Origin of the sequence: Haliea sp. (assembly GCF_040222615.1) — a bacterium.
In the GTDB taxonomy this organism is placed as follows: domain Bacteria; phylum Pseudomonadota; class Gammaproteobacteria; order Pseudomonadales; family Halieaceae; genus Haliea.
Genome location: NZ_JAVKCQ010000067.1, coordinates 15,089 through 32,697 on the forward strand (window position 1 = coordinate 15,089; position 17,609 = coordinate 32,697).

Annotated in this window: 18 protein-coding genes; 17 read left to right on the forward strand and 1 reads right to left on the reverse strand. The window is 63.0% G+C overall.

The features are described from left to right. Positions 1 to 11 precede the first annotated feature (11 nt). The 4 genes from RJQ10_RS06015 to RJQ10_RS06030 are packed head-to-tail and all read left to right on the forward strand — an operon-like array spanning position 12 to position 4,144. Positions 12 to 1,625: a long-chain fatty acid--CoA ligase gene (locus RJQ10_RS06015; protein ID WP_350144639.1), complete on the forward strand. Its 1,614-nt coding sequence runs from the start codon at positions 12 to 14 to the stop codon at positions 1,623 to 1,625. A gap of 43 nt (positions 1,626 to 1,668) precedes the next feature. Next, positions 1,669 to 2,313, forward strand: coding sequence for a TetR/AcrR family transcriptional regulator (locus tag RJQ10_RS06020; protein ID WP_350144641.1), 645 nt, complete (start codon positions 1,669 to 1,671; stop codon positions 2,311 to 2,313). 4 nt (positions 2,314 to 2,317) lie between these two features. Continuing rightward, complete coding sequence (locus tag RJQ10_RS06025; protein WP_350144643.1) at positions 2,318 to 3,124, forward strand: alpha/beta fold hydrolase; 807 nt, start codon at positions 2,318 to 2,320, stop codon at positions 3,122 to 3,124. 18 nt (positions 3,125 to 3,142) lie between these two features. Then, positions 3,143 to 4,144 (forward strand): LLM class flavin-dependent oxidoreductase, encoded by a 1,002-nt coding sequence (locus RJQ10_RS06030; protein WP_350144645.1) that lies wholly within the window; start codon positions 3,143 to 3,145, stop codon positions 4,142 to 4,144. Positions 4,145 to 4,148: 4 nt separating this feature from the next. Here RJQ10_RS06030 and RJQ10_RS06035 read toward each other — a convergent pair whose 3' ends face one another. Beyond that, positions 4,149 to 4,748 carry a TetR/AcrR family transcriptional regulator gene (locus RJQ10_RS06035; protein WP_350144647.1) on the reverse strand — a complete coding sequence of 200 codons (600 nt, stop codon included), beginning with the start codon at positions 4,746 to 4,748 and terminating at the stop codon, positions 4,149 to 4,151. Between the two features lie 247 nt (positions 4,749 to 4,995). Here RJQ10_RS06035 and RJQ10_RS06040 point away from each other — a divergent pair, with 247 nt between their 5' ends. The 13 genes from RJQ10_RS06040 to RJQ10_RS06100 all read left to right on the forward strand — a co-directional run. After that, positions 4,996 to 5,427, forward strand: coding sequence for a nuclear transport factor 2 family protein (locus RJQ10_RS06040; RefSeq protein WP_350144649.1), 432 nt, complete (start codon positions 4,996 to 4,998; stop codon positions 5,425 to 5,427). Positions 5,428 to 5,439: 12 nt separating this feature from the next. Further along, entirely contained in the window at positions 5,440 to 6,996 is a 1,557-nt protein-coding gene (locus RJQ10_RS06045; RefSeq protein ID WP_350144651.1) for a class I adenylate-forming enzyme family protein, read from the forward strand. Beyond that, positions 6,993 to 7,448 carry an FAS1-like dehydratase domain-containing protein gene (locus RJQ10_RS06050; protein ID WP_350144652.1) on the forward strand — a complete coding sequence of 152 codons (456 nt, stop codon included), beginning with the start codon at positions 6,993 to 6,995 and terminating at the stop codon, positions 7,446 to 7,448. Before RJQ10_RS06045 ends, RJQ10_RS06050 begins: the two co-directional genes overlap by 4 nt. 5 nt (positions 7,449 to 7,453) lie before the next feature. Next, a complete protein-coding gene (locus RJQ10_RS06055) occupies positions 7,454 to 7,882 on the forward strand; it encodes a hotdog family protein (protein WP_350144654.1) in 429 nt (142 codons plus the stop codon). Further along, complete coding sequence (locus RJQ10_RS06060; RefSeq protein WP_350144656.1) at positions 7,882 to 9,051, forward strand: thiolase C-terminal domain-containing protein; 1,170 nt, start codon at positions 7,882 to 7,884, stop codon at positions 9,049 to 9,051. Before RJQ10_RS06055 ends, RJQ10_RS06060 begins: the two co-directional genes overlap by 1 nt. Position 9,052: 1 nt before the next feature. Continuing rightward, positions 9,053 to 9,451, forward strand: a complete 399-nt coding sequence (locus tag RJQ10_RS06065) for a Zn-ribbon domain-containing OB-fold protein (RefSeq protein ID WP_350144658.1) — start codon at positions 9,053 to 9,055, stop codon at positions 9,449 to 9,451. Between the two features lie 12 nt (positions 9,452 to 9,463). After that, positions 9,464 to 10,816, forward strand: coding sequence for an aromatic ring-hydroxylating oxygenase subunit alpha (locus tag RJQ10_RS06070; protein ID WP_350144660.1), 1,353 nt, complete (start codon positions 9,464 to 9,466; stop codon positions 10,814 to 10,816). Between the two features lie 129 nt (positions 10,817 to 10,945). Beyond that, positions 10,946 to 11,860 carry a glutathione S-transferase family protein gene (locus tag RJQ10_RS06075; protein WP_350144661.1) on the forward strand — a complete coding sequence of 305 codons (915 nt, stop codon included), beginning with the start codon at positions 10,946 to 10,948 and terminating at the stop codon, positions 11,858 to 11,860. Next, the gene (locus tag RJQ10_RS06080) at positions 11,857 to 13,704 is read left to right on the forward strand and encodes an outer membrane protein assembly factor BamB family protein (protein ID WP_350144663.1); all 1,848 of its coding nucleotides are present in this window, start codon (positions 11,857 to 11,859) and stop codon (positions 13,702 to 13,704) included. The genes RJQ10_RS06075 and RJQ10_RS06080 overlap by 4 nt, the downstream gene beginning before the upstream one ends. 272 nt (positions 13,705 to 13,976) lie before the next feature. Then, a complete protein-coding gene (locus RJQ10_RS06085; protein WP_350144665.1) occupies positions 13,977 to 14,462 on the forward strand; it encodes a nuclear transport factor 2 family protein in 486 nt (161 codons plus the stop codon). A gap of 66 nt (positions 14,463 to 14,528) precedes the next feature. Continuing rightward, positions 14,529 to 16,814 carry a TonB-dependent receptor gene (locus RJQ10_RS06090; RefSeq protein ID WP_350144667.1) on the forward strand — a complete coding sequence of 762 codons (2,286 nt, stop codon included), beginning with the start codon at positions 14,529 to 14,531 and terminating at the stop codon, positions 16,812 to 16,814. 14 nt (positions 16,815 to 16,828) lie between these two features. Then, positions 16,829 to 17,407 (forward strand): nuclear transport factor 2 family protein, encoded by a 579-nt coding sequence (locus RJQ10_RS06095; protein WP_350144669.1) that lies wholly within the window; start codon positions 16,829 to 16,831, stop codon positions 17,405 to 17,407. A gap of 50 nt (positions 17,408 to 17,457) precedes the next feature. Then, the coding region (locus tag RJQ10_RS06100) for an SDR family NAD(P)-dependent oxidoreductase (protein WP_350144671.1) at positions 17,458 to 17,609 on the forward strand (152 nt) is incomplete at its 3' end.

Below are 17,609 nucleotides of genomic sequence, written 5' to 3' on the forward strand. Positions count from 1 at the left end.
GACGTTTGAACATGATGGCGACAATGATGCACCTGCCAATGACGGTGCGGATGATCATGGAGCACGGCGCCGCCGTGTTCCCCGACAGCCGGGTAGGTGTTTTCGACGGCAACGAGACCCACTGGACCCCCTACCGCCAGGTGGCGCAGCGGGCGGAGCGCCTGGCCCTGGCGCTGCAGGCTCTGGGAATTGAACGGGGCGATCGCGTTGCCACCTTCAGCTGGAACAACCTGGCGCACATGGAAGCCTATCTGGCGATCCCCTCCATGGGCGCAATCATGCACACGGTCAATATCCGTCTGTCGCCGGAGCAGATTGCCTATGTGATCAATCACGCCGGCAACCGCGTGGTGATCCTGGATGCCAGCCTGGAGAAAATATTCCTGCCCGTGGTGCCCCTGCTGGAAACGGTCGAGCACATTCTGCTGGTAGACGGACCGGACGGCGCTGTGGGCGGCATAGCCGCCAGTGACTACGATGCGCTGCTGGCGCGCCAGAGTGGCAGCTTTGACTGGCCCGAACTGGATGAAACCGCCGCGGCGGCGGTCTGCTACACCAGTGGCACAACCGGCAATCCCAAGGGCGTGGTCTACAGTCACAAGACGACTTTTGTGCATTCCCTCGCCTCCCGGGCGACCGACACCTTTGGCATCAACGAACGGGATCGCATCCTGCTGCTGCCACCGATGTTTCACGCCAATGCCTGGGGCCTGCCCTACAGCGGCTGGATGAGCGGCAGCGACTTCATCATGCCTGGCCCGCATCTGCAGGCGGCAGGTATCGAGTCCATGATCCGCGCCAACCGTCCGACCTTTACCGCCACCGTGCCCACGATCCTCGGTGATCTGTTGCGCGCGTCCCAGCAGGGCGGGCTGGACATGAGCAGTTTCCGCATGCTCGTCTGCGGCGGCGCCGCGGTGGCACCGTCGCTGATTGACGCCGCCCGGGATCGCTGGGGCGTGCCGGTGCTGCAGGGCTGGGGGATGACCGAAACCAGCCCTCTGTGCCACCTGTCCCATCCGCCCCGGGATCCGGGGCCAGGCGGCGAAACGCCCTGGCGCGCCAAGAGCGGGCGTCCGGTGCCCGGCATGCAGGTCCGCGTGGTGGATGCAGAAGGTCGGGCATTGCCCCACAATGGCCGCGATGTGGGTGAGCTGCAGCTGCGCGGCCCCTGGGTGACAGGCGCCTACTACAAGGACAGTGCTCCGGACTCCTTTACCAGTGACGGCTGGTTGCGCACCGGCGATGTCGGTCACATCGACGACCGGCATTTCGTCCAGTTGACCGATCGGACCAAGGACGTCATCAAGTCGGGGGGCGAGTGGATCTCGTCTGTCGATCTGGAGAACGCGCTGCTGGCCCATCCCTCGGTGGTGGAAGTCGCGGTCATCGCCACGGGTGACGAGCGCTGGCAGGAACGGCCGCTGGCAATCCTGGTGACCGACAGCGAAATAGGCGCCGCCGAGCTGCGCGCCTTTCTCCATGATCGGGTAGCGAAGTTCTGGATTCCCGAATACTGGGCGTTTGTGGCGGGGATACCCAAAACCAGTGTCGGTAAAATCGACAAGAAACTCCTGCGCCTGCAGCACGCCGCCGGAGAGTTTGAAATAGAAACAATAAAATAACTGCAACCTTTGCCCTGAAGGTTGCCATCGGGGAGAACAGTTGATGAGACCACAGGCAAAGGGGCCGGAGTCGTCGACCCGGCGCAGAACCCAGGCGGAGCGCACGGCGCTATCGGACAAGCGCATGTTCGAGGCCGCCATTGAGCTGATTATTGAGCGCGGCACCGAGCGCACAACGCTCAAGGAGATCGGTGAGCTGGCGGGTTACAGCCGCGGCCTGGCCCACTCCCGCTTTGGCTCGAAAGAGGGCTTCCTGAACAAACTCTTCGTGCGCTTCGATGGCCGCTGGAAGGAGCACCTGACGAGCTATGTCGGTGGCAAGACCGGGATTGAAGCGGTACTGGCGGCGCTGGACGCGCTGCGCGATTTTCTCACCGCAGAGGCAAACTACATGCGCGCCATGTACATCCTCTGGTACGAGTCCCTCGGCCACGACTCCAGGATTCGCAGCAAGCTCGCGGACCACCACCGGGTCTACCGCGAGGACGCCGCCCGCTGGGTTCGCGGCGGCATCGAGGCCGGTGAGATTGACCCCGTTATCAACCCGGAACAGTTTTCGGTACAGTTCAACGCGTTTATCTTTGGCATCATTTACCAGTGGCTGGTGAATGCCGAAGCCCTGGACCTGCCGGCGATATTCAATGACTACGAGTCCAACATAAAACGGCTTCTCAGCAAGAAGGAATAAGACTATGGCTTACCTGACGACCGAGTGTGGCAAGAACGTCTACTACGAGGACTACGGCAGCGGCAGCAGCGCAATCCTGCTGATCCACGGTTGGGGATTCAGTTGCCGGGCCTGGGACAACACCCTGCCGGCTCTGCTGGCCGCGGGGCACCGGGTGGTGATGATCGACCATCGTGGATGCGGGCGCTCCGACAAGGACTTCGCCGACATGGGCATTCTCGCGATCGCGGGTGATGTTGTGGCGCTGGTGGCAGAGCTGGGTCTCGAGTCGGTAGTACTGAACGGCTGGTCCCTGGGCGGCGCGGTGGCGGTGGAGGCGGCCGAACGTCTGGGCAAGCGCTGTGCCGGGCTGGTGCTCACCGGTGGTGCGACGCCGATCTACACCCGCAAGCCGGGCTTCGAGGCCGGCGGCACGGACGAAGACATGGCGGGCACGATAGCGGCGCTGCAAGCGGACCGCATCGGGTTTCTGGCGGGCCTGTCGCACGCAGTTTGCGCGAAAGAGGTCGGCGAGCCGCTCGTCAACTGGATGTGGCAGGTGTTCTGCGCGGCGTCGCCCATGGCACACGTGACACTGGGCCAACTGGCGCAGCTCGATCAGCGGCAGCAACTCGCCGGTCTGGAGCTGCCGATTTTGTCGTTCGTCGGGACCGAAGATGTATTTGTCGCCCCGGATATTTGCCGCTGGGTCGGGGCGAACAACGCCAATGCCCGGGTCGTGGAATACGAGGGAGTTGGCCACGCGCCCTTCATCGAAGAGACGCAGCGCTACAACAGCGACCTGCTCGCCTTTCTTGCCGAAATCGCCTGATCCCCGGAGAATTCAATCATGACCTCATCTGTCAACTATGGCCTGTGGTACGACTTCCGCAATCCCGCGCCCTGGCGTGAGGACTTCGAACAGTTCTACGCCAGCCGGCTGGACCAGATTGCCGCCGCTGAAGAGCTCGGCTTCGATTCGGCCTGGCTGACCGAGCACCACTTTTGCGACGATGGTTATACCCCGTCGCCGCTGGTGCTCGCCGCGGCAATTGCCGCCCGCACCCGCGACATGCACATCGGCACCAACTTGATGCTGTTGCCGCTGCACGATCCGGTGCGCATGGCCGAGGACTGCGCCACGGTGTCGCTGCTCAGCGGCGGCCGCTTCGATCTCGGCGTCGGCATCGGCTACCGGCAGCTGGAATTCGACCAGTTCGGGCGCCAGCTGTCACATCGTCCCAGCCTGGTGGAGGAGGGTATTGAAGTCATCCGCCGCAGCTGGTCCGGCAAGCCGGTGAACTTCAGCGGCAAGCGCTTCACGGTGGGGGACCTGAGTGTGACGCCCGCACCGGTGCACGCGCCGAAAATCCTGCTGGGAGGAATGGCGCCGCCAGCGATCGAGCGGGCGGCGCGGGTTGCCGACGGTTTTCTCTGCACCGGCGGCCTGGGAATCGACAACTACTGCGAGGCGCTGCTGAGCCAGGGCAAGACCCTGGAGCAGGGCAATGTGGTCATGGGCTGCTGGGCGATCATCGCCGAGGACCCGGAGGCCGAGGCGCGCAGGATTGGCGATCACATCCTGTATCAGACCAACGAGTACATCAAATGGGGAGCCTTCGGCCCACCGGAAAAAGCCACCCTGTTTGACGATGTCTTCACTGCCATCGAGAACGGTCTCTACCAAATGTGGGACGCGGATATGGCGGTTGCCGAGCTGAGCAAGCTGGTGCGGGACTACCCCTTGATCAGCGACATTCACTTCTGGGCGCAGTTTCCCGGGGAGTCGCTGGAGTCCGGCAACCGCCGCTTGCGCTACATCGCGGAGAAGGTGCTGCCGCGCCTGCGCTAGTGGCTCAGGCTCCGAAGCCGCACATCCTGTTCACGGCGTTCGTGAACAGGCGGTGGGCGCGGTCGAGGCTGATATCCTCATCGAAGTACACGGCGGAGCGCAGACCGATCATCATCGAGTAGGCGATTTCCGCCGAGTCGCTCTCGTTGTCGAGTACCAGGGCCGGTGCGGCCCGGAAGACCTCCATCAGGTGCGCCTTGCAGCGGCTGTCGAAATCCGCTTTGGTGACGCGGAGGACGTCGTCGTTTACCGCGGCGCCGAAACATTCCAGCATGAACCCGATCTCGAGACGGGTGCTGGTCTCTCCGCGGAACCAGAAATCCGCCAGCATCTCCACCTGTTCCCGAGGTGGATGCTGTGAGAAGGACTCTATTCTTTCCAGGAATCGCACCGCCACGTTGGCGAAGTACTGCTCCAGGATCGCTTCCTTGCCGTTGAAGTAATACAGCAGGTGACTGGCAGTCATGCCCGCACCCTCAGCGATATCGGCGAGGGTGGTCTTCACATAGCCCTTGTTGATGATGCAGTCGTGAAGGGACTTGTAGATGCGTCGGCGGCGCTTTTCGCCGCGACCGTCGCGCCGAGCGGGAGTGTCTCCCGGCACGGGGTTGGCTGAATTCCGGCGCGCTGTTTTGGGAGAATTTTCCATGGCCGGAAACTGTAGCAGCTAAGCCCACAGGCGGCTACGGATTTGTCCAGATTTGGCACGCCATTTTTTTCTTGAATAATGTTCAAAAGGGAACTATGATTTCGCATCAGGTTTTTTGGACCAACAATAATGAAAATAGCGGGCACACATTTTCTTGTCGCGGGCGCGATACCCCGGATGTGCCTGCAACGGGAGACAGTCTATGACCGCTGCACTCGACAGCAACGAAAAACTCGCGATTCACGAATTGCTCGCGCGGGCGGCCTACGCCCTGGACGAGCGCGACGTTGAGATGCTCGCGGCGAGCTTTGCCGCGGACGCCTCCTTCAGCATGCGCATCGCCGGGGGTGACCTGATCGGTCCCTTCGAATCCCGCGAGGGCATCATGCAGCTGATGACCGGATCCATGGCGGAGCAGACCGACAAGCGGCGCCACGTGGTGTCGAATATTTTCTTCCCGGCGGATACCGGCGCGGAGGAGGGCATCGCCGTGGTGTCCAACCTGACCCTGTTCGCCACCGAGAATGGCGCGATTTCGCTGCTGACTGCAGGGGTCTACCACGACCGGGTGGTCCGGCGGGAGGGCGCCTGGGAGCTGCTGCAGCGCCATCTTGAACTCGACAAGAGCTACTGACGGGGACGCCTGGTGAACATTGGAAAAATTCCCGCGAAGACCGCCCGCCTGGCACCTGACCGGGAGGCCCTGATCGATGTGCCGAATGATCGGCGCATGACCTATGGCGAACTGGACGAGCGTGTGCGTCGCCTGGGCAACGGGCTGGCAACGCAACTGCAGCTGGGCAAGGGCGAGCGCGTGGCTGTGCTGGCGAAGAACTGCATCGAGTATATGGAGATCTATTATGCCTGCGCGCGCATAGGCCTGATCGTGCAGCCGCTGAACTGGCGCCTCGGTGGCCCCGAGCTGCTCAAGATCGCCGCCGGGGGCGAGCCCCGGGTGCTGGTCTGTTCCAGCGAGTATGCGGAACTCGCGGCAAGTCTGGCGGCGGAGGCGGGCATTCCCCGCTGCCTCGGTTTCGGTGCGGGCAGCGATGGCAGCTACGAAGCCCTGCTGGCCGCGGCCAGCGCCGGGGAGCCCCCCCAGTCCGCCTCGGTCGGGGGCGACGACCCGGTGCTCATTCTGTACACCGGCGGTACCACCGGCGAGTCCAAGGGCGCCCTGCACACCCATCGCTCCCTGTTCGCGGGCATGATCAACCAGACCGTCGCCGAGCGCATCGTGCCCTCCGATGTCTATATGCTGACCGGTCAGATGTTTCATATCCCGGTCGGGCTGGCCATGAACTACATGGCCCACGGCTGCCCGCTGGTATTGATCAACTTTGATGCCAAGCTGGCGCTGGAGGTGATTCAGCGCGAGCGGGTGTCCGCCTTCCTCGGTATCACTACCATGCTCAACTGGATGATGGCGGTGGACAACTTTGCCGACTACGACCTCAGTAGCCTGCGTAATATCCAGTACGGCGGCGGTCCCATGCCGCACAGCGTGGTCAAGGCGGCGCTGGAGGCGTTTCCCTGTACCCTCATCCAGGGTTACGGCCAGACCGAAGGCATGACCATGAGCTTCCTGTCCCAGGAGGACCATGCCAACGCCATTGCCGGCATTCATCCCGAGCGGCTGAGCTCCTGTGGTCGGGAAGGGTTCATGACCACCATCAAGTTGGTGGGCGCCGACGGTAACACCGTCCCCCGTGACAGCAGCACGCCCGGTGAGGTCCTGGTGCAGTCAGAGGCCAATATGATCGGCTACTGGCAGCGACCGGACCTGACCGCGCAGACCCTGCGCGATGGCTGGATGTATACCGGGGACGTGGCGGTATGGGATGAAGACGGGTATGTATTTATCGTCGATCGCGCCAAGGACATGATCATCTCCGGGGGTGAGAATATTTACAGCACCCAGGTCGAGGCGGCCATTCACCAGCACCCTGCGGTACTCGAATCCGCGGTATTTGGCATCCCGGACGCCGAGTGGGGCGAGTCGGTGAAGGCCGTCGTGGTGCTGAAGCCGGGGATGAGTGCCACAGAGGCCGAAATCATCGCCACCGCGAGCCAGCACCTGGCGTCCTATCAGAAACCGCGCTCGGTGGATTTCGTCGACAGCCTGCCGAAAGCGCCGACGGGCAAGATCCTCAAACGTGAACTGCGCGACCCTTACTGGAACACGGGAGACAGAAAAGTATGACCACGCTGCTCAGTGACGAGCTGCTCGCCAACATCGGGCGCCAGAGCGCGCCGCACCGCGAGCTGGTGACCCGGCGGGACATCCGCAAGTACGCCATTGCCACCGGCAACCGTCAGCGCAAGTACCTTGACGGCGACCAGGCGCCCCCCATGTTTCACGTCGCCCTGTTCTGGGACGTGGTGGAGCTGGAGGACCTGACCCCCGACGGCGTGTCCATCGACACCCTGTTGCCGAAATTCCCGCTGGAGCGGGCCATGGCGGGTGGCCTCAAGATCGACTACCTGAAGCCGGTGTATCCCGGGGACTGGCTCACCGCGACCCGGACCCTGACCAATATCTACGAAAAGCACGGTCGCTCCGGACCGCTGATTTTCTATGAAACGGACTTGCGGATTGCCAATGACGCGGGTGAGCAGGTGATCCGCGAGCAAACCACGAGAATTCTGAGGTAAAGACTGTGGCACTGACCGAGAGACTGGCGGGAGCAAATGTGCAGGTGGGCGACGAGCTGCCCGGGCGCGAATTGAAACCGGACAACGTACAGCTGTTCCTCTACAACGCGGCGCTGTGGAACGCGCACCGGATCCATTTTGACCACCCCTATGCCACGGAAGTCGAAGGCTATCCGGGGCTGGTGATTGCCGGCCCCATGCTCGGTGACTGGTTGAACCAGTGCGTGGAGGAGTGGCTCGGTAACGCGGGCCGCCTGACCAGCATCGAGTATTCCAATCGCGCGGCCAGCTACATTGGCGAGACACTCTACTCCGGCGGCAAGGTCACCGCCGTGGACCCGGCGAGCGGAGAAGTGCAGATTGAGGTATTTATCAAGAACGAGGCCGGCGAGGTCATTACCCCCGGGGTAGCCACCGCGATGATGGAGCGCTGATGGACAGTCTGCGTGGCAAGGTGGCCATTGTCGGGGCCGCCGACACCAGGGTCGGGATTGTGCCTGACGCCACCGCAACGGAGCTCTGCGTCGAGTCCATTCTGCTGGCACTGGCGGACGCCGGTCTGGACAAGACCCAGGTGGATGGCCTGGTGACCTGCAACAGCATGTCCCAGCCCATGCTCTACCACGCGGAGGCCATCGCCGAGTACCTGCAGATCTTTCCCCGCTACTGTTTCGCCGCCGGCGCCGGTGGCGGCACCACTTTTTCAGTCCTGCATCACGCCGCGTCGGCGATCGCTACCGGGATGGCGGACACCATCGTGATCGCGATGGCGGACAGCCTGCGCAGCGGCCTCACCCGCGACCAGGCCATGCTGATGCAGTCCGCCACCGGGCACCCGCAGTACGAGCAGCCCTACGGCCCGACGGTGCCCGCCTACTACGCGCTGATCGCACAGGCGCACATGGCCCGATACGGCACCACAGCGGAGCATTTCGCTGCGGTGGCGGTGGCCTGTCGCGCGCATGCCGCGCGCAATCCCGCGGCACAGATGCGCGACCTGATCAGCGTCGACGATGTGCTTGCCTCGCGCATGATCGCCGACCCGCTGCACCTGCTGGACTGTTCGCTGGTGTCCGATGGCGGCGCCGCCATCGTCCTGACCTCCGCCGAGCGAGCCAGGGATTTATCCCCGGCGCCGGTGTACCTGCTCGGGATTGGCGAGGGCCATAGCCACGAGCACATCAGCCAGGCTCGCAGCCTGACCACCTCGGCGGCGGTGGAATCGGGCCAGCGCGCCTACGCCATGGCCGGGCTGGGACCACGGGATATGGATTTCGCGCAGCTCTATGATTGCTTCACGCCCACCGTGCTGGTGGAGCTGGAGGATCTCGGCTTCTGCGCCAAGGGCGAAGGCGGCGACTTCATCACCAGCGCCGGCATCGGCCCCGGGGGAGCCCTGCCGGTCAATACCCACGGCGGGCTGCTGTCCCACTGCCACCCGGGTAATCCCGGCTCCATGTTTGCGCTGACGGAATCGGTCTGGCAGCTGCGGGGCACCGCGGCGGAGCGTCAGCTTGCCAATGCCGCTGTCGGCCTGCTGCACGCCCAGGGCGGGATCATGTCCAGCCACAGTACACTGATTCTCGGCAGGGAGGTCGGCTGACATGAAGAAAATCCAACCGGCACCGGGCACCCTGGCGGAAGCTTACATCGCCGGCTGCCGGGTGGGCGAACTGCGCCTGCAGTGCTGCGGCAGCTGTGGCAGCTACCAGTTCTATCCGCGGATCATGTGTGCCGAGTGTCACGGTCGTGATCTCAGCTGGACCGCCGCCAGCGGGCGTGGATGGGTCAGCAGTTTTACCGTGGTGCGGCGAGCGATTTCGGCGGCCTACGAGGCGCCCTACGTGGTTGCCTTGATCGCTCTTGAAGAGGGGCCTGCGCTGATGAGCCACATCGTCGACTGCGCCCCGGAAGATGTGGCGGTGGGGGCGCCAGTCCTGGTTGATTTCGCGGCCTGGTCGGACAGCATAACCCTGCCGGTTTTCACACTCGATAAAAAATAGAGGAGAGCAGCCATGAATGCGAAGGGAATTCCCATAGCAGTCATCAACCCGGATGCCCCGGTGGAGTCTCTGGAATCGAAACAGCCGGAACTCGACAACGGCGTGGATATCGCCAGCAAGGACGGCTATTTCAGCCGCGATTACATGGCGCTTGAGTGGGACAAGATCTGGACGCGCAGCTGGCTCATTGCCGGGGTAGAAGCAGATATTCCCGGGGTCGGCGACTACTTCCTGTTCGACATTGGCAACGAGTCCATTATCGTGACCCGCACCGAGGAAGGTATCAAGGCCTTCTACAACGTGTGCAGTCATCGCGGCGCGCGCCTGGTCCACGAGGAGCGCGGCAATCGCAAGGTCTTTGTCTGCCCCTTCCACAGCTGGAGTTTCCACCACACCGGCGAGCTGCGCCGGATTACCGACGAGGAGTACTTCAAGCCGGAAGTGATCGCCCACCGGCCCGGCCTCAAGCCGGTAGCCTGCGACAGCCATGCGGGCATTGTGTTTATCAATATGGACGCCAATCCCGGCCCGCTGCGGGAGGCCATCGGCCTGCCCGAGGGCTACCTCGAGGCCTATCGCCTCGACCAGATGAAGGTGGTGCGCCATGTCCGCAGCGAGTGGGGCGCCAACTGGAAAGTGGGGGTGGAAGCCTTTTACGAGAGCTACCACCTGCACGCGGTGCACCCCGAGACCCGCGGCGTCATGGGCGACTTGAACGTGCAGTACGACCTGTATCCGAACGGCGCCAGCCGCATGATTGTGCCCCTGGGGCAGCCCAGCCCGCGCATCCACGACCAGACCACCGTGAGCGAGGGTCTGAAGATGATGCTGGAGGACGCGGGTATTGATCCTTCCGGCTTTACCGGCACCGCTGCCGATGTGCGCCGCGCCATCCAGGAAGGCAAGCGCGCCCGGGCCCAGCGGCTGGGGCTGGAATACGAGCGGTTTGTCGATGGCCAGCTGTCGGACAGCTGGGCCACGGGGATCTTCCCCAATGTCCAGATCGGTTGCCATCCGGAGGCGGTGTTCCTGATGCGGTTCCTGCCTCACGAGACGGACCCGGAGCGCTTCTACTACGACACCATGACCCTGATCTTCCCGGTGGCGGACGGCAGCTACAAGCCGCCGGCCTGGATGGGTCTGCCCGAGGGTACCGACACCACCGGCAAGCAGCGCCCGGCAAGCGAATATTACAGTATTGAGGAGAACGCCAATCTGGGGCTGGTGCTCAGCCAGGACGCCTCTTTGTTGCCGATAGTGCAGCAGGGCATGCGTTCCCGGGGCTTTGACGGTCAGCTCTGGAGCGAGCAGGAGCAGCGTTTGCGGCATTTTCATGTCGAGCTGGAACGCCGGCTGGGCAAGTAGAATCGACAGGCGGCCGGTCGGAGCGTGGAATCCGGCGGCGTCCGGGTTGGTGTTTGCGGTGCTTGAGGGCCGGCTTTGTCGGCCCTTTTTTTGCGGTACCAGTTAAAAAATAAAGGATAAACACAGCCGATGGATTACATCCTGCATCACTTCGACATCTCGCCGTTTGCCGAGAAGGTGAGGCTGGCCTTTGGCCTGAAAGGCCTGGCCTGGCACTCGGTAGAGATTCCGGTGGTCATGCCCAAGCCTGACTTGACCGCGCTGACCGGCGGCTATCGCAAGACCCCGGTGCTGCAGATCGGCGCTGATATTTACTGTGATACCCAGCGTATCGCCAGCGAGCTGGAACGGCGGCATCCGGCTCGGCCGCTGTTCCCGCAGGGCAGCAAGGGCCTGTGCCTGGCGCTGGCCAGCTGGAGTGACGCGGCCTTTTTCCGGCCCGGTGCGGGCCTGTCGATGGGGACCAATACCGACCTGCCGGAAGCGATCCTGAAGGATCGCAGCGCATTTTTCAGTTTCCTTGATTTTGCCTCCCTGCCCGGCGACCTGCCGCACCTGTATGCCCAGTTCAGTGCCCAGCTGCAGCTGCTGGAGACGATGCTGACGGACGGGCGCGACTACCTGCTGGGTGCCGAGCCCTCCTGGGCCGACATCCTGGGTTACTTCCCGGTGTGGATGTGCAGGGGCAATATACGCAATGGCGATAACCTGCTGTCGGGTTTTCCCCATATCGGTGCGTGGGAACAAAGGGTCGCCGCGCTGGGTCACGGTGACCGCCGCGAACTGGATGCCGGTGCCGCCCTGGCGATTGCCAGGGAGCAACGGTCCACTGCCGAGATACTGGTAATGGAAGAGGCAATGCCCGGCCTTGCAGCCGGGATGGAAGTGGCGGTAACGCCGGAGGATTATGGCGCGGTGCCGGTTGCGGGAGAGCTGGTCAGGCTCACCCATGAGGATATCGCCGTTCGTCGTACAGATCCCAGGGCGGGAGAGGTGGTGGTTCACTTTCCCCGTTCGGGCTATCGCGTGGAGAAGACAGCATGAAACACCTGCAATGGATTTTAGCGGCTTTGGTGGCAACTGGCAGCGCGGTTGCCGGTGCCGCAACCGGAAGCGCGTCAGAGCGCGATGGCGCCACTCTTTACCAGCAATACTGCGCCAGCTGCCATGAGGGCGGGGTGGCCAAGGCGCCGCAGTTGAGCCTGCTGCAGATCATGCCGCCGAGTTCGATCCTGCGCGCCATGCAGGGCGGGGTCATGCAGACCCAGGCGGCAAACATGACCGCGGCTGAGCAGCAGCGGGTTGCGGAATATCTGTCCGGGCAGAGCCTGGCCGAAGCCCACCTGCAGAGCGCAGCGCCCATGTGCAGCGCCGAGCGTGCACGGTTCGATTTCGCCGCGCGCCCGGATACCCGGGGCTGGGGCGTAAACCCCGGCAACCGCCGCTTCTATGATCGGGAGCTGGCGGGGATGAGCGCGGCGGACCTCGACAATCTGGAGCTGAAGTGGGCCTTCGCGTTCCCCGGCGCCCTGCGCGCCCGGTCCCAGCCCGCGATTGCCGGCGGCGCCCTGTTCGTCGGCAGCCAGGACGGCACCGTCTACGCCCTGGATCGGGAAACCGGTTGTATCCGCTGGCGCTTCGCCACGGTGGCGGAAGTGCGCAATGGTATTGTCGTGGCGGACTGGGAAGAGGGCGCCACCGCAGCGCCGCTGCTGTACTTTGGTGACCTGGTGGGCAACGTCTACGCGCTCAACGCGGTCACCGGCGAACTGGTGTGGCGCGACCGGCCCGATGATCATCCCAGCCTGACCCTGACCGCGTCCCCTGCGCTTCACGGCGACCGCCTGTATGTGCCCCTGTCTTCGCTGGAAGTGACGGCTGCGGCAGACCCCGGCTACGCCTGCTGCACCTTCCGCGGCGGCGTTGCGGTCTACGCAGCCCGCAGCGGTGAAAAACTGCACACCAGCTACACGATTGCGGAGAAGCCCGCCGTGGTCGGGAAAAACTCGGCGGGTACGGCGCGGATTGCGCCCTCGGGTTCGCCGGTCTGGAATACGCCGGCACTGGATCCCGCGCGTGGTGTCATGTATGTCGGCACCGGCGAGAACTATTCCTCGCCGGCCAACGACACCAGTGACGCCATTCTGGCACTCAGTCTCGACGACGGCAGCATCGTCTGGAGCCAGCAGATGACGGCCGGTGATGCCTGGAACATGGGCTGTGAAACCGAAGACCGGATCAACTGCCCGCCGGAGGACGGCCCCGACTACGACTTCGGCGCCGCGACCATCCTCGCGACCAGCTCGGAGGGGCGGGACCTGGTGCTGGCGGGGCAGAAGTCCGGCGAGATCTTTGCCCTGGACCCCGACAAGGGCGGGGAAATTGTCTGGCGCAAGAAGCTGGGGCGCGGCGGTATCCAGGGCGGTGTCCATTTCGGCATGGCGCTGGACGGGGATGTGCTGTACGTGCCGATGTCGGATTTTGACGGCGGCCCGCGCTGGCCGGGGGAGATGTTCCCGGGCATGTACGCGGTCGATATCCGCAGCGGCGAGGTGCTGTGGTTCAACCGCAACGCGGATATCTGCGAGGGCCGCGAGTTCTGCCAGCCCGGGCTGTCCGCTGCGGCCTCGGCTATCGATGGCGCAGTTGTTGCCGGGGCCATGGACGGGGTGTTGCGCGCCTACGACCGGAACGACGGCGAGGTGCTGTGGTCATTCGACAGCGTGCGGGAATACCAGACCACCGATGGCGGTACCGCCAGGGGAGGCTCTTTCGGTGGTGCCGCTGGCCCGGTATTCAGCAACGGCATGATGTTCGTCAATTCGGGCTATGGGATCTACTTCCACATGCCCGGGAATGTGCTGCTCGCCTTTGGCCCGCGGGACTGAGTTCCGGGGCGGTGGCGTGCGATACGCACCCACCGGCGACTCCGCAGCCTTGCCGCTGTGCCAGGGTCGTCGCCTGATATTTGTTCCAGCCTGAAACAGGCTGCAACCGGTTTCGACCGCCCTGGGGCCCGGCATTGTGCCGGGCTGATGGCTTGACTCGGCCTGAAATACCTCTACACTTGCTAGACGCAAACAAGCGAACTCGGTTAACATTGCTCAGCCGCGGTTTGCTGCGGATATTTTAACGATAACAATGGTATGAGGTGGGACGTATGGCTGACGACAGCGTGATGCTGGCAGCCCTGGTGGCAAGAATCGACGAACTGGAAAGTCGGCAGGCCATTATCGACCTGACATCGGATTACTGTCACGGCTTCGACAAACGCGATTTCGACCGTTTCCTGTCCATCTGGAGCGGGGACTGCGTCTGGAATATCGGCCCGCCCTTTGGTTCTTTCAGCGGCCACGAAGGTATCCGCGAAGCGGTTCAGGATATCCTCTGGCCCGCCTGGCAGGAGTCGCACCACCTGTCCACCAACCACGTCATCCGGTTCCGCGATGGGGACAACGCCAGCTGCGTCTGCGACGTGGACTGCGTGGGCACCCTGACCGGCGATACCGACTGCCAGATCGTCGGGGCGACCTATACTGATACCGTGCGACGCGAGGACGGACGCTGGAAGATCACCCGGCGCGACGTCAAGATTCATTATTTCAACCCCATACCCGGTGCTCCGCTGAGGGCACCGGAGGGCTGAGAGAGGCCCTGGCAAAATACTGCAAGCCGCCAATAACTATTAACAATATCGTCGAGGAGACGCACCATGAAAACACAACGCAACATCATGTTTGCCGCCATCGCCGCGGCCTCGGTGGGCCTGTCGGCCCCGACCGTGGTCAACGCCCAGGCGGGTATGCTGGAAGAGATTACCGTTACCGCCCGTAAGCGGGAAGAGAGCATGCAGGACGTGGGCCTCGCGGTCAGCGCGCTCAGCGAGACGGAAATCCAGCGTCAGTTCGCACGCGACATCCAGGACCTGGCCAATATAGCCCCCAACGTGATCATCGATGACACCGGGCAGGGCCCCGGCGGTACCGCGGCAATCTACGTACGTGGCGTGGGCATCGCGGACCTTGAAAAGAACTTCGATCCCGCAGTTGGCGTCAGCGTCGACGGCGTGTTTATCGGTTCAACCGCTGGCGCACTGTTGCGCGGTATCGATATCGCCAGCGTGGAAGTGCTGCGGGGCCCGCAGGGCACTCTGTTCGGCCGTAACACAGTAGGCGGTATCATCAACATCACGCGTAGCCAGCCAACCGGGGAACTCGGCGGCCGCTTCCGCGCCGGCGTTGAAAACTACGACACCTGGTACCTGGATGGTGTGTTCAACTTTGCCGTTACTGATGACCTCGCGGTCAAACTGACGGCGTCAAAGCGCGACCAGGGCGAGGGTTACTACGACAACGTCACCCGCCGCGGCGACCAGGGTCGCCAGGACTACGAGCAGCTCGGGGCCAATTTCCTGTGGAACGCCACCGACACGCTGGAGCTGGAATACTCCTATATCCGCGAACGCCTGGATCAGGACACACCAGCGCTGGTCAATGCGACGCGCCCGGATCAGGCCTTCTGTATCTTCTACAACTACTGCTCGCCCAACAACAACACCACCATTACCGGTGACCGCAACGGCGTCGCCGGTGGTGGCGGAGAGCCGGCTCCAGCGCCGGATCTCACCACGAACGTGACACTGCGCGATCAGCTGAACGACAACTTCATGGAAGCCTTCTTCGACACGGACACTCACATTGTCGAGGCGCGCTGGGAGATCAGCGATGCGCTGCGGTTTGACTATATTTTCGGCCGCTGGGAGTCTGATGAAGACAGTCTGCAGGACTGGGACGGTACCCCGGACCTGCTCTATCACACTCGCCGGCCGGGTGAGTGGAAGCAGGATAGCCACGAAATGCGCCTGACCTGGGATGACGGCGGTGCCTTCAGCATGGTGGGTGGCCTGTTCTTCTGGGATTCCGAGTACGAGAGCCGCATGCGTTCCTACATTGGCTTCCTTGATCTTGCCAACGGCGCTCCCCTCGATCCTGGCTTCACCAGCCTGATTGCGGACATCCCGCAGACAACGGTGCAGAAGACCGAATCCATGGCGGCGTTCTTCGAGGCCGATTACCGTTTCACTGACCAGTGGACCCTGACCCTGGGTGGGCGCTGGACCGAGGATGAAAAGGAATCGCAGCAGTACGGTGAAGTGTTCACGGTGGCTGATGGCCGTACCAGTCACCCGAGCGAAAAGTGGGACGAGTTTACGCCCAAGGTCGGGCTGCGTTACGCGATGGATGACAACATCATGCTCTATGCAACCTATTCCCGCGGGTACCGGGCAGGCGGTTTCAACGGTCGCGTGGCCAGCGTGGAGGAAGCCTTTCAGCCCTACGATCCCGAGACCATCGACAACTATGAAATCGGCATCAAGTCCGAACTGCTGGACAATCGCCTGCGCCTGAACGCGACGGTGTTCAACATGGACTACAAGGACAAGCAGGAGGAGCTGCAGTTGCCCTCCAGTGAAACCGACACCGGCCAGAAGACTGTGGTGGCCAACCCCTCCACGGCGACCATCCGTGGTATTGAGCTGGAAGCCATGGCCTACCTGAACGAGAACTTCAGCGTACGCGCCAACCTGGGGTATCTGGACTCCGAGTACGATGATTTCGTGTTCCTGGACGCGGAAGGTTCCACCGTGGACTTCAGCGGCCTTGAATTCCGTCGAGCTCCCGATTTTACCGGTACCATCGATGCCACCTATGAGTGGGATGTCGCGGGCGGTAACGCCTGGATCCGCGGTTCCTACCGCTATATTGGTGCGCACCATACCAGCGTTACCAATAATGATGAGCTAGAGAATGACAGCCAGGGCATTGTTGACGCCTCCATAAATTACGAGATCAACAACCTGCAGTTCAGCCTGTTCGGGCGCAACCTCTCGGACGAGGATGGCTATACCCACGGCTACGAAGTGGCGGGCCTCTGGTCCTACGCCGCTACCCGTCCGCCGCGCACTTATGGCCTGGAAGTGGTTTACAACTTCAACTGATCCTCGGGGCTGACATGAGCGACCAGTTGCAGTCCCTGCTGGCGAAGCAGGCGATCACGGAAGTGATCGCCCGCTACGCCCGCGCTCTGGACCGTTTCGATGAGACGCTGCTGCGCAGCGTCTTCCATCCGGACTCGGTGCATCATCACTTCTATCAGGGGCCGTCCTCGGCGCCTGACGCTCCCCGGCCCGCCGACGGCGGTCCGCGGGATTTCGTTGAGTTCGCCCTGGGGGTGCTTGCTACCCATACCCGCACCCACCACCAACTCGGCAATACCCTGATTGAACTCACGTCCCCCGACCACGCTGTGGCGGAGACCTACTTCACGGCATACCACCGCATGCGTCCGCGTGGTGATCCGCAGGCGGCTCCCAACGCCTGCGATACCGAGATGGACTATTTTGTCGGTGGCCGCTACCTGGACCATTTCGCCCTGCGCGACGGCGAGTGGCGCATAACCCGGCGTACCGGCATGACTGACTGGACACGTCTGGAGCCCCCGAACAGCCAGGGCTTCGACGATATCGCCCCCGAGACCATTGGGCGTCACTATCCTGACGACCTGCTTTACCACTGGGTCGGCAGCGACTGAGTCCAAACCGGCCGGGCTTGTCCCGGCCCTTTTTTTACGAGGAGACAACGATGCGCTTGCAAGGAAAGGTAGCCCTGATTACGGGCGCCGCCAGTGGTATTGGTGCTGCTGCGGTGGCGCGCTTTATCGACGAAGGCTGCAAGGTGTGCCTTTGTGATATCCAGGATGAAGCCGGCCAGGCCCTGGCTGCCAGCTACGGTGA